At 31.9% G+C, this 12,288-nt stretch carries 16 protein-coding genes; 6 read left to right on the top strand and 10 right to left on the bottom strand.

What is annotated here, in order from left to right; genetic code table 11:
• Positions 1-317: 317 nt before the first annotated feature.
• From B5D15_RS06565 to B5D15_RS06555, 3 genes are all read right to left on the bottom strand, one after another.
• Positions 318-530: an aspartyl-phosphate phosphatase Spo0E family protein gene (locus B5D15_RS06565; protein ID WP_078696327.1), complete on the bottom strand. Its 213-nt coding sequence runs from the start codon at positions 528-530 to the stop codon at positions 318-320.
• 164 nt (positions 531-694) lie between these two features.
• The gene (locus B5D15_RS06560) at positions 695-979 is read right to left on the bottom strand and encodes a stage V sporulation protein S (protein ID WP_078696326.1); all 285 of its coding nucleotides are present in this window, start codon (positions 977-979) and stop codon (positions 695-697) included.
• 194 nt (positions 980-1,173) lie between these two features.
• On the bottom strand, positions 1,174-2,058 hold the full coding sequence (locus B5D15_RS06555; RefSeq protein ID WP_078696325.1) for a GGDEF domain-containing protein: 885 nt from the start codon (positions 2,056-2,058) through the stop codon (positions 1,174-1,176).
• A gap of 104 nt (positions 2,059-2,162) precedes the next feature.
• Between B5D15_RS06555 and B5D15_RS06550 the strand changes: the two genes are divergently transcribed.
• The gene (locus B5D15_RS06550) at positions 2,163-2,408 is read left to right on the top strand and encodes a helix-turn-helix domain-containing protein (RefSeq protein WP_078696324.1); all 246 of its coding nucleotides are present in this window, start codon (positions 2,163-2,165) and stop codon (positions 2,406-2,408) included.
• 256 nt (positions 2,409-2,664) lie between these two features.
• On the opposite strand, the gene B5D15_RS06545 is transcribed toward B5D15_RS06550, so the two are convergent.
• The gene (locus B5D15_RS06545) at positions 2,665-2,949 is read right to left on the bottom strand and encodes a stage V sporulation protein S (protein ID WP_078696323.1); all 285 of its coding nucleotides are present in this window, start codon (positions 2,947-2,949) and stop codon (positions 2,665-2,667) included.
• Between the two features lie 443 nt (positions 2,950-3,392).
• Here B5D15_RS06545 and B5D15_RS06540 point away from each other — a divergent pair, with 443 nt between their 5' ends.
• The 3 genes from B5D15_RS06540 (at position 3,393) to B5D15_RS06530 (ending at position 6,208) form a co-directional block, all read left to right on the top strand.
• The gene (locus B5D15_RS06540) at positions 3,393-5,408 is read left to right on the top strand and encodes a hypothetical protein (protein ID WP_078696322.1); all 2,016 of its coding nucleotides are present in this window, start codon (positions 3,393-3,395) and stop codon (positions 5,406-5,408) included.
• A 178-nt stretch (positions 5,409-5,586) separates the two neighbouring features.
• Positions 5,587-5,904: a hypothetical protein gene (locus B5D15_RS06535; RefSeq protein ID WP_078696321.1), complete on the top strand. Its 318-nt coding sequence runs from the start codon at positions 5,587-5,589 to the stop codon at positions 5,902-5,904.
• 19 nt (positions 5,905-5,923) lie between these two features.
• Positions 5,924-6,208 carry a hypothetical protein gene (locus tag B5D15_RS06530; protein WP_078696320.1) on the top strand — a complete coding sequence of 95 codons (285 nt, stop codon included), beginning with the start codon at positions 5,924-5,926 and terminating at the stop codon, positions 6,206-6,208.
• Positions 6,209-6,936: 728 nt separating this feature from the next.
• On the opposite strand, the gene B5D15_RS06525 is transcribed toward B5D15_RS06530, so the two are convergent.
• Positions 6,937-7,227, bottom strand: coding sequence for a hypothetical protein (locus B5D15_RS06525; protein ID WP_078696319.1), 291 nt, complete (start codon positions 7,225-7,227; stop codon positions 6,937-6,939).
• Positions 7,228-7,231: 4 nt separating this feature from the next.
• Positions 7,232-8,140, bottom strand: coding sequence for a ParM/StbA family protein (locus tag B5D15_RS06520; protein ID WP_078696318.1), 909 nt, complete (start codon positions 8,138-8,140; stop codon positions 7,232-7,234).
• A 498-nt stretch (positions 8,141-8,638) separates the two neighbouring features.
• Here B5D15_RS06520 and B5D15_RS06515 point away from each other — a divergent pair, with 498 nt between their 5' ends.
• Together B5D15_RS06515 and B5D15_RS06510 are read left to right on the top strand one after the other, a co-directional pair.
• On the top strand, positions 8,639-9,046 hold the full coding sequence (locus B5D15_RS06515; protein WP_078696317.1) for a four helix bundle protein: 408 nt from the start codon (positions 8,639-8,641) through the stop codon (positions 9,044-9,046).
• A gap of 108 nt (positions 9,047-9,154) precedes the next feature.
• Positions 9,155-9,715 (top strand): Uma2 family endonuclease, encoded by a 561-nt coding sequence (locus tag B5D15_RS06510; RefSeq protein ID WP_242948707.1) that lies wholly within the window; start codon positions 9,155-9,157, stop codon positions 9,713-9,715.
• A 277-nt stretch (positions 9,716-9,992) separates the two neighbouring features.
• Here B5D15_RS06510 and B5D15_RS15395 read toward each other — a convergent pair whose 3' ends face one another.
• The 4 genes from B5D15_RS15395 to B5D15_RS06495 form a co-directional block, all read right to left on the bottom strand.
• Entirely contained in the window at positions 9,993-10,160 is a 168-nt protein-coding gene (locus B5D15_RS15395; protein WP_179122216.1) for a hypothetical protein, read from the bottom strand.
• 79 nt (positions 10,161-10,239) lie between these two features.
• Positions 10,240-10,827 (bottom strand): DUF6438 domain-containing protein, encoded by a 588-nt coding sequence (locus tag B5D15_RS06505; protein ID WP_078696316.1) that lies wholly within the window; start codon positions 10,825-10,827, stop codon positions 10,240-10,242.
• 59 nt (positions 10,828-10,886) lie between these two features.
• On the bottom strand, positions 10,887-11,378 hold the full coding sequence (locus B5D15_RS06500; RefSeq protein ID WP_078696315.1) for a Csac_0668 family 2Fe-2S cluster-binding (seleno)protein: 492 nt from the start codon (positions 11,376-11,378) through the stop codon (positions 10,887-10,889).
• Between the two features lie 92 nt (positions 11,379-11,470).
• Positions 11,471-11,821: a DsrE family protein gene (locus B5D15_RS06495; protein ID WP_078696314.1), complete on the bottom strand. Its 351-nt coding sequence runs from the start codon at positions 11,819-11,821 to the stop codon at positions 11,471-11,473.
• Between the last annotated feature and the right edge of the window lie 467 nt (positions 11,822-12,288).

The raw sequence follows: 12,288 nt of genomic DNA, 5'->3' as shown, positions 1-12,288 counted from the left end.
TAAACTTTTCCAATACTAAAATTATGGACAATATTTTCTGGTTGTATTCTATCAGATATAGGTCAAAGGCACAAGAGAAAAGTTAATAGTCAGTTCTTTATAGATTTCGGTAATATATAATTGGTACGTCATTCCACTTTCATTCAATCCATATAATTTAAAGCATATTTTTGCTGCATTATCAACAAATCATGTGGATATTTTGTGGATATCTTGTGAATAAAAACAGGCTGATACTATGATAGGTATCAGCCATAAGTTCAATAAATATTGCATCCTTTAATTATTATTTTGCTTTTCCTTTTCTGGATATAATCTTAATCATTTTTATCAATCTCAATGCTTTTTAAATAATAATCCCGTATAAGCACATCTAATTGCTGGCTTATTTCAAAAGTTCTCTTATCTGCTTTTAAGCCTTCACCGACCAATTTATTAAGTTTTTCCCTCATGACTTCTATTGAATTATTAATTTCCATTAATTCCTGTCTGATATTATTTGATTTTAGCGATGTCCTTTTGTAAGACATATTACCATCCCCTTTCTTAAACAAAAAACATCAAAAAAAGACACACCTTCCCTATACGCATAAGTTCCAGGCACTAAGCCTGGCAGTATAGGGAGGCATGTCCTCCCGTCCGTATATTCTTATATTACCATAATTTCTATTTTTCTACAATAACAACTGCTATTTTATTTTTTCTTTGCAACTATAGACCAGCGTATGGCAGTTTTTTGTACCATTTTGTCATTATCCTGCACATCCACTTCCGTATAATACGGGCGCAGATTAAACTTATAGCCTTCTTTTACCAGATACTCTGTTGCCGATATTATCGCTCTTACGGCTGTGTAAGTTGCCTTTACTCCTATGCAGTCCACATGCACTATTCCATCGCTCACAGCATATTGGATTATTTTGTCCGAAACAGCGTTAACGCTGCTGTTTCCAGCAACTTTTAAAACCTGTATATTCATACCTTATTATGCCTCCTTAGTTTGTATTTATCAGCATAATAAGGATTGATTGTTAATAGTTTCAAGTGTTTTATACTTCCCCTTTAATACTTCATTTCAAAACAAATCTTTAATAATCAACTAAGACAAAAATACTTCCTGCATTTTTCAAAGTATCTAAACAGGCTATTAATGCACTTTCACCTTTGATGGGATTATTGTTCATCTTTTGAATAATTTTTAATCATCTGTTCCAGTTTTATATTTACTTCCATCAGTTCTTTGTCAACCGACCCGTTTGGTTTCCAGATAACTTTATTTTTTAATTCATCCCTCACTGCTTCTATTTTCTGCTTTAATTCCATTAGTTCATCTGTTATTTGCCTTGCTTTAATCTTTTTCCCAGCCTTCTCTTTATACATTTTATTATCCGCTATAGTTATTACCTTTTCCATCTCGCAGGTACAATCTGAACAGGCCGTCCCTGCACTTATTTCAATGTGAATGTTTTCTTTTTTCCCTCTTTTTCTTATATTTTCCTTAATCCTGTTTATCACCTTTTCTACTATAACCTTTTTCGTATTCGCAAGAAGTATAAAAAATTCATCTCCCCCGTACCGTATGGCAATATCCTGTTTACGGATACTTTCTCTAATAGACTGTCCGACAATCCGTATAGCCTTGTCCCCTGCCAGATGCCCCCTGCTGTCGTTAAGGCTTTTCAGGTTATCCACATCAATAACAATTAAAGTAAACCTTTTGGGTATGGGGCGGTGCAGTATACCTGATATCAACTGCTCCCAGTAGTTTCTGTTGTATAAACCTGTAAATGAGTCCCTGTAAGCATATTTATATAAATTGCCCTGCGGTTGAATAAGAATTAAATAGTATTCTGCTTCATCTAAACCAACCTTATCAACGGTGATACCATAATATCCAACGTTGTAATTGATAGTATAATCAGCAGGCAAATGGTCAAAGATATGGATATCTTCCAGGTACTTTCCAGCAGCATCCTTATCGATATTGCTGTAGTAAATCCTGCCTTGCTGGTTTATCAATATGCATATTATTTTGTCTGCTTTTAAAAACTTTTCCATAGCACATTCTCCTGTAAAACAATGTTATGTGCTTTATTGGAACATAAAAATTTAGATGTTCGGTTAAACTTAAAATGTTCTAATAAAACACAAAGGTGGTAAATATGAAATTGGTACTCGACAATGATAACCGTAATATCATCGGGCCTCGTCTGAAAACTGCAAGGTTAAAAAGCAATCTAACCCAACAGCAGTTATCCGCTAAACTGGAGACTATGGCGGTGTACATAGACAGAGCAAGTATCAGCAAAATCGAGCAGCAGAAACGGATTGTGACAGACTACGAATTGCTCGCCCTGTGCCAAATCCTTAAAGTTAGTCCCAGTTGGTTATTGGGGTTAGAAAAATAATTTTTGTTCTAATAAAGAACATTATAATATATGTCCTTGTCTTTGTAAATCCTACAACCCTTTTTCTTCCCTTACACCCTAAACCTTATATGCGTCTATATGCACTGTCTTTTTTATTATTTTTTTATATATTTATCCTTATCACTTATACTATAAACAAAAAACACACCTCCCCTATGCTTAATGCAGCATTAGAAAGGTGTGTCTCTTTATGCCTTGCTATTACTATATTTGGATTGTTAATGCAAGAATTATATTATTTCTTCACAATCAATGTCCAGCGGATAGCAGTCTTAGCGATAGTATCATGTTCTTCCGTGAGTGTATCTACTTTTATATAATAAGGTCTTAGATTGAATTTATAACCCATTTTTACTAATTTGTCTGTTACTTCAATTAAAACCTTCACCGTTTGGTAACCAGCCTTTACGCCTATGCAGTCTATATTCACTACCATATTTTGCTTTATCTCTTCAATTGCTACATCTGCAACAACGCTAACATTACTAGTTCCTGAAACCTTTAAAACCTTTATACCCATGTCTCACATACCTCCATAAAGAATTATCTGAGGTATGATACAAAGCACTTTAATAATATTTCAAGTTTTTATATTGCTTTGTCTGTTTTTTATTGTAAATCTAATATCCCATAATAAATCACAATTCTACTAAAAGGTATGAACAATAAAAGGAGGTATTATATTCAGGATATTATTGTTCATACCTTTTAATATTTTCATGAGAACATTGAAATAGAATGCTTTTACTACTTGTTGAACGTGTAATATCTAAAATATTATTAAAAAAATCTACGTAATAATTTGCATATCATCATTCCCGTCGTTATAATACGGAAAAATCTACGGAGTTACTAACATTACGGGGAACAACAGCAATTGTAACGGGAAATTTAATTATTACGTGAAACTTTTATTTAGCGGAAAATATCAAGTTTAGTGACTCCTCTTAAGGAGGAGTTAAAATGGATATTTTCGCCCAAATTGACCTGCATACCCGTACAACACTAAACATTACAGATTATGATTTTTTAAGAGCCTTTAAGAACGAGGGGGAAAGAACATTCTTTAGACTCATTCAGGAACAAAAGGGGATTGTCAAAAGTGAAGATTGCATACTTACGGACAAGGATAATGATGAATATCCTTTTTTGCAGGAAGTTTTTCAGCGTTACCAAAGAAAAGGGTATGCCGTATATTTTGTTGTAAACAGCGGTGGTACAAAACAAGAAACCATTACAAGAATAAATGCTCATTTTCTAGATTTTGATTATGGGAAAATATCTAAGTATGATGGTAATGGCAAAATAATCAAAGAAGGAAAAAAGACAGTTTATGAATATAGGACTGCTGCCGAGATTGAGAACTATAAAATAGAGTGCTTAAAGACCCTGAAAAATTTTACACTACCTCCTAATATCATTGTCGAAACCAAAAACGGATTTCATATATACTGGCTTATTGACCAGCAGAGTAAAAAGGATTTACTTATTTTCACACCACTGCAGGTAGAACTTATGAATTATTTCAAGCAATACGAAAGTTATCCAGAACATGTGGATGCAAGTGCGAAATCTATTGAACGGGTTTTAAGAATACCGAACTATTATCACCTTAAAGACCCAAATGAACCATTTCTAGTGAAATGCATACACTTTGATACAAGTAGAAGATATATCCAAGAAGAACTTGCATCGGCTATAGGCATTAGTATTGCTGACTTAGAAAACTACTTAACTGCTGAAAAACAAAGAAAAAATATTAAAAATCCTACAAAAGGCCATCCTATTAGTCAAATAGAAATTGTACCTAATGCTATCAGCCACAAGAAAGCGCCAATAGGTTATACGGATATTATCACTATATTTAGAAGTATTGATATGAGGCATTACTTAGGTATTAATTGTGAATTAAACCAGAATTTCAAATGTATATTTCACGATGATAAGCATCCAAGTGCCCAAATCAATTTAAAGGGTAATAGTTATAAATACTTCTGCTATTCCTCTAACTGTTTATGCAATACCAATAAAGGAATGGACATTATTGATATTGTAATGATGCAAAAGAATTGCAGTACATCAGATGCGATAAAACATCTTATTGAATACTATAATCTTTCTGTATCATTTTTGGACATTGGCTGGGCGCAGAAGCAAAAAGAAAAATATCATAAAAACATTAATATTATTAATAGTCTGCAAAAGTATAGAGAAAAATATCCTTATTTAAATCGAGTACTTCGATATGCATATCCATACATACAAACTATTCTGTCCATTGCCCTTGATAATATTATTAGCAATCTTTTTAAAGTAGGCGGTGAAGCCCTGTTCTTTTTCTCTAACCGTTATTTAGCAAAGAAGTCTAAAAAAACGCTTGATAGAACAAACAAATACATTAATTTATTGTGTGTACTCGGATTGTTAGTTAAAGTTCCATATAACAATATAAATAAAAAGATTGTGGAAAAAACCAAAGAAATATCTAAAAAGAATAAAGAAGAGGGTATCTGCTTTTATACCATACCAGACTATGCTTTAGTCCTTGATATTGCTGAGGAACGGGCTAAAACTTTAATCACATATCGCTTTTCCATTAAAGGAATGAGTAGGACTTACATTGCAAATGTATTCGGGCAGGACTTTGCAGACCAAATTTATCATGTTCGCATAAAAAAATCAAACAAAAATCATTTTGTGCAAGAATATATTGAACATTTCATACTTAAACAAATTCATCAGTTCGGATATTGTACAAAAGATATGGTTATAAACCAGCCTATAATAATAAATGGAGTTTACATTAAAAAGTATACTAAAGATTTTGAGTTTAGACGCATACTTCCAGACATCTTACAAAAATACTGCCTTGTTTATATAAAGGCAAATAAAGAGATTAATAAAAAGTTAGGTATAGATACTTACAAGTATATTATTGTTAAAGAAGAACTGATTTCTATGTTAAGGCAAAAGGTATGAACAATAAAAACCTCCCCTTACTTCAGGATATTATTGTTCATACCTTTATCCTTCTCTATCTGTCTAAGATTTCCTGGATATATAAAACAAAAAAGTTCCTATTAGTTCTAAAAAATACTTGATTTTTAAATACTTATTTTATTAATATGCATAAAACAATCAACGGAGGTGGTTTGTCATGCTTTCAGTAAATATCTCTAAATTTAATGCTATTTCTTTAGAAAGCGCTTTAAACTACACACTATACTCCCAAAAACTCGAAAAGACTGTTGCTGCAATAGCAAGATATGCAATTAAATGTCTTAATGAAAAGATAAAGAAAGAAAATATGTCTGAAGATAAGGTTGTTGAATTCTACCTTGCCAAATGTCTTCTTAGCATATCTGCAAACCCCATTTGGATTCAAAGTTCGAATAAATATAAACTGGATGAAGATTACTTGTATATCATGCTAAAAAAATATTTCTATCAATATACTAATAATTTTTGCCTTTAAAAGAATTGGAGGTGCTATTATGAAAAATTCACATCTTAGACAAGAAATTAACAGGATGTTATCCATTGTAAAGCAAACCTTTGGGAAGAATTCAAGGGAATATAAAAACCTTGAATATCTTCTTGACATCTTAGAATCCACGTATCGTTACAATTTTGATGGAGAAAGAGATTTGCTGGATGAGTTAAATAAATTATTGATTAAACTATCAAATACTATTCCTGAACTGAATGTAGAAAAATTAAGTTGTAATTATCCTAATATTAGTACGATGCTTAAATACTTAGATGAATGGCTGTCTTAATAATATACTACTGGCTTTTCAGTTTTTGCTGGAAAGCCTTTTTCTATAGATTTTAATAAGATAAAGGGTAAGAAAATTGATAACTTTTAATTACTACACTCATACTATGTAGTTCCTCATTCCATGCCACCTGTCCCCTAACCTATAATCCTCAATCACTTGATTTTTTCAATTTTAGAATCACTTTTTTACCCATAAACCCTTTAAACCATTTCTAAACCTTTTACATATCCAAAACCTACGCATTTGCCCCGTTTCTCATGCAAAAAGAATGAATTCTAAATAACTATCTTATCAGTTTTCTATATAAGGAAACCATTTCTAAAATCGAGTTTTACGCTTCTATTACCCTTAAAAAGTAAAGTTATTTTATATGAAAACAAAATAGGAGAAGAAAATGCAACAAAGCAATTGCTCCCCCTATTTTGCCCGTTTATCAACTACATTCCCTAGAATGCATTTTAAATATAGCATATCCTAGAATTATTTGTAAAGAAGTATGTCTTTAATTTTAATTATCCTCAAATTATTATAGTTCCTTTTAGTTCCTAACTTTTTATTCCAGTTCGTTTGGGAACCTCCTGTTAGGACATAGAGGATAAGGGGCGAGGAGAAAAGGGTAAAAACAACCTAAGGAAATTTGTAACCTATTACCTATTTATTACATATATATTATCCAAGAAAAAAAGCAGGAAGTCTTAAACTTCACTGCTTATAAAGGTTAAAGGCTATAGATTATTAAACATATTAAATATATCGTCAGGCAATTCATGTTGTACGCAACTATCATTCTCTTTTCCCTTGTTTTCTATGGTAATTCCTCCACATTCCGCTATCGCTTCTTTCACAGCCTGTTTGACTATTTCCTTATCAAAATCCTTATCCCTTTCCTCTATATAACTTAACACTGCCTTAATTACATAATCTGTTTTATATTTCTGTTCAGAAAGTATTCTATATACCTTTAAGTCATCCTCTCTATTCATAGAAAATGAGAGGTTTATTCTTTTTGTTGCCATAAAATCACCTTCTTAGTTCTTGTTCAAGTAGAATCTTGTACCCACGTGCATTGGCAAACTGGTCAAGAAAGTCTGTGTACTTTACTCTATTTGACTTTTCAATGTAATTCTGAAGCATTATGCTCCCTCCACCTGTAAAAATAGTAGGATTGTGAAACTCAAATCCATATTCCTGGATTTTCACTAATAAATTTTCTACATACTCTTCTGACATCACTTCAATCATTTCCTTAATGTCAGCCTCGAAAAGAACAGGTTCTTTTCCTGCTATAATATCCTGTATCTGAGTTTCCGTAAGTCTGATATTTGTTTTAAGAAGTTCCTGCTGCATATTGGCAATTAATGTAATGATTCCGTTGGGAAGTGAGTAACATGATGAAATATCAATTATTCCATTCTCCACCTTAAAGAAATCAATTGTATATCCACCAATATCAATAACATTGCATAGAAGATTTCTGTAACTGTTAAACACCGTTATCAGTGCGGAATACCCTTGAGGATAAGTACGGCAATCAATAATATTTATTTTATAATCATTTTTGTTAAAATTGAATTCTATGCCCCATCTTAAGAAGTATTCCCGAAACTTTTTCTTAAGAGTTCCATAACTGACAATCGGGAGCCCTACTCCCATAATTACATCTACCTCACCTTCCACTCCTGCTTTATTTATCGCATCTGCAATTGCAGGCAACGACAAGATGAAAGCATCCTGATTGACTGTCTTATCCATTTGAACACTTAATCTGCTGCTCCCGATACTGTAAAACTTACCTTCATAAATTAACAAGTTGCTTGTTGAGATTGGTTCATTATTAGATTTTATGAATCCCGCCTCGCTGATGTAACCTTCACTTGTTTTTATGCATTTGTTACCATTGTCTAAACCTAATAAAATCCTATTGTTCATACAAATTCCTCCATTCTTCAATATATTTTAAGTTCGTTATAGTTCTTTTAATAAATCATTCTTTAAAAATTCAAGTCTGTTTTATAAAAAAATTGCTTACCTGAATTGGTAAGCATACAAATATATAGTAACGGAGGTATTCAATTCTGATTTAGTAAAATACCTTTTTATTAATGGGCGATTATTTTATATTAAATCATCAAATACATTTTCAAGTGTTTTTTATCATCTTTTCCTTAAATCCTTTTCCCCTTTCCACTTTACCCTTCCATATATAATTATGTATTTAGTAAATTCCCCAAAACCCTTGATATTACTGTACCTATATTAGGTAAAAGGTTCATTGGATTAAGGAACAAGTATATATATAGCCCTTTAACACAGCCCCTTAACCCTTTTACCTTTCAATGATTCTTTACAAAATTTATTCTATTAAAATTTGACTTACCCCTATCCTTCTCTATAATGTAGAAAATCAAATTTGAAAGGATGAACTTTATGAATGAAAGTTTAGTAGTAAAGGATTTTAAGACGCTTAAGGTTTGGCAGAAAGCAAATAGTCTTGAGCAGGAGATAGGGGAATTGGTTAAAGGCTTCCCAAGTTATGAACAATATAGGCTTACAGACCAATTAATTAGAGCCAGTCGCAGTATTGGGGCAAATATTGCTGAGGGAAATACCCAATTATTCGTAAAAAGGGAACTCTTCCACGCCAACAACGCTCTTGGTAGTGCAGGAGAATGTAGAAATCATCTTCTTACTGCCTATCAAAATGGCTATATACACAGGGAACAATACGATGCTTTAGATAAAAAGTTGATTGAAATTATCAAAATGTTATTTGGTTACATAAAAGGGCTAAAATCTAACTCAGATAATGAATCTGATGCTGCTGCTAATTGGTAGAATTAAAATGTCTTTACTTTTTCCTAATCCCTTTAACCTTTAATCCTTTAACCCCTTGTATCATCTCTATAGAATATCGTAAAATGTTATTGGAAAGGAAGTGAAGATGTGACTCCTGAAACGGAAATAGTAAGCCTTGAAAGGTTTTTAGAAATGGACAAGGGAAAAGATAGACTTGAATATTTTAATGGTGAAGTAATCTATCTTCCTCCCCCATCAATAGACCATCAGCGAGTTTTATTAAATATGGGAGCAGAACTTAGGGATTATTTTAAAGGCAAACCTTATGAAGCATTCATCTCCCCTTTAGACTTATGGCTAATAAATAAAGAAAAGGCCTTGAATGTCAAAGTTCAGCCTGATTTGATGGTAATCTGTGATAAGGCAGGATTAAGGGAAAACTCATATTATGGCGCACCTGCTTTAATTATTGAAGTAATTTCCTCATTAAATGAAACCCACGACAGAGTAAGAAAATACAGTACTTATATGGAATTTGGCATAAAAGAATATTGGATGATAAATCCCAGACTCAAAACAATTGAGGTATATCTACTAGAAGAAGATGAGTACAAACAGGCTGCTATTTATAAAGGTGATGATTGTGCAGTATCACAAATTTTTGGTGGACTTAAGATTCACTTAGAAGAAGTTTTTTCAAACGAATAAGACTTAACTTATACAGACTGTTAAGAAAAAATGCCTTGGAAAGACCGCTAAATCTCCAAAGCACTCAAAAAATCCTAATAGCCCTATTTATTAAAAGGTTCTAGGGTCGAGGTGTCGATGCACTTCAGTTTTCACTTTTATTTAAATATTATAGTACATTCTATGCTTACTTTTCGTAACTATATTATAAATGCCTTAGCCCCGTAATGTACCTTGAATGCCTATAACGTACCTAAATTTCCCGTAACGTACCCTAAACCCTTTAACCTAAATTCGTTTAATCAACCCAAATCCCTAATCGTTTCCAAGTCCTCTGTTTTGCAATAGTTATTCGGTCATATTTATTATTCTTAGGAATTTTTACAGGGTCAGCCTTAATAATGCCTTTTTCTTTTGCAAGAGTAGCCACTCTCTTGAGTTCATCCCATGTCAATTTCTTTTCCATATCGCATCACACACTTTTCAATTGATGTTTTAGTCCCATATGTATTCCATTGTAGTTCAATTTTGTTGGTATCCTGCGACTACTTAAAATCTCTCATAAGTATTAGCGGTTCATAATAATCATCTATAGCAACACCAATCTTCTTGACTTCCCATTTTAATGCTTCTTGTCTTGTACATTCTTTTTCTGCTAAATATATTGCTTCTTTTTCCGAAGCAGAAATAACTATATATCTGATTGATGGCTCTGAAATCTTTTCTTCAACTTGGTATATGTACAACTTTGGATTTACATATTTTTTAGTGCCTATTATTCTCTCTATCTTATTTTCAAATGCTGTCAGGCTATCATCTATCAAAATATGTCCATAATAGTGGTCAATTTCTTTAGTTTCACCATTAGAATACTTTACTGTGGTGATGCAAGAAGGACAGTCCGTAATAAACTCATAACCTGGCTCATATATAAAAGACTTAAACCCAAAATCCTCAATCAAGTCATTTAACTGATTTACTTTTTTCCCTGATATCTTCCAATGATGTTCCCCGCTCTTATATACAAACATCTCTCCATAATAATTTACATTGCCCTTATTATCCACCATAACACTATAGACAGGACAAGTCCCAAAACACATTGTTCTTTGCAATTTTATGTATTCAAACATGATAATCCCCCGATTTACCGTATATAGTATTAAAATATAGTACAAAACGGAATTGTATCTTATTTCATGGATAACCCCTTATCTATAGCCTCCTGAATTATCTTGTGGCAGCACTTTCCTAACGGGTTATTCTTTTCACATTGGCTGTTTTTCATCGCCCCTGTGATTTCTATAATATCCATAACTGTTTTTGCACCATCTTTTATTACGGCATCTATTACTTGTTCCTCTGTAACCTTGCTGCAGTAGCAGGCATATTTGGGATTAGCATCTTTTTTAAACCATATTGGTACTTTCACTTGCTGTTTATCAAACTTAACGCCTGATTCTGGATTATAATAAACAATATCACATTCTTCATTTACGCATATATAATAATCCATATCTCCGACCAATTCTGTTAATGTATCAATTACCAAATGCCTGACTGTAATATTTTTTACTTTGACTCCTGATGTTTTACACACAGGACATGTGTTAGCATTTTCTACTTTATTAGGTGATTCTGTTTCTCCACAGCAACAGCAGTTATTTACTTTTTCATTTATCATTTTATCATTGCCTCCGATTACCTATATTATAATATTTCTATCATAGCATTTTTAAATGATTAATCAAATTATCATATATTCTCAATAACGCTTTATGATTTTATATAGGCATATCCTTCATTTTGCTTTTTAACAAGTTCTAAAACCCCAGTTGGAACAACATCTACAAATTCAATGATGTTTTCTTTTTTTATATCATGGGCTGATAGTGCATTATTGCAGGCAACAAATTTTACACCTTTTTTATATAAATTTCCCATTGTCTCAATATCAGTATTCAAATATTGACTGATATCATAATACTTAACTGCCTCTGAATTAGCCAAAACTTCAATATGAACTTTCTCAATATCTATAGCCTTTAATAAATTGCTAACATTTTTTAGTAATAGATTCCACTTGTTATTTTCATCAATATGAAATATTACCTTATATTCTGCCATAAAAAATACCTTCTTTCTATATATATTATCTTTTCTTTTATTATAAACTTTATATGATTCAAAACAAATCACATATTTTAAATGTGGTAATGTTTCCCTAAAAGCAAATAATATAATTTCACCCTTATTCTTATATCAAGAAATATAAATCGAAGAACTTTATTTTCTTTTAATACAATTTTAGCCTTTATAAAAGGACTTTTCTGTTTCTTTAATTTTTAACTATTAGGTATTCAACTGTTTGACACAACTTTATTATCTATTTGACACGACTTTATTATTTTTAACACAAGTTTTTTATCTCTGACACAACTTTTTTATTCTCAACCCTTATCCCTTAACCCTTTTTAGAATAAAACTTAATCCTAACTATGTATACACATAAAAAACTCATGTCAAACCCTCACTCCCCTTAAACCCTTGTCCCATCTATCCTTAACCCTATTTATCTAATTCTTTCCATATAA

This window comes from Caloramator quimbayensis (assembly GCF_900167605.1).
In the GTDB taxonomy this organism is placed as follows: Bacteria; Bacillota; Clostridia; order Clostridiales; family Caloramatoraceae; genus Caloramator_B; species Caloramator_B quimbayensis.
This window is presented reverse-complemented; position numbering and strand designations above follow the sequence as displayed.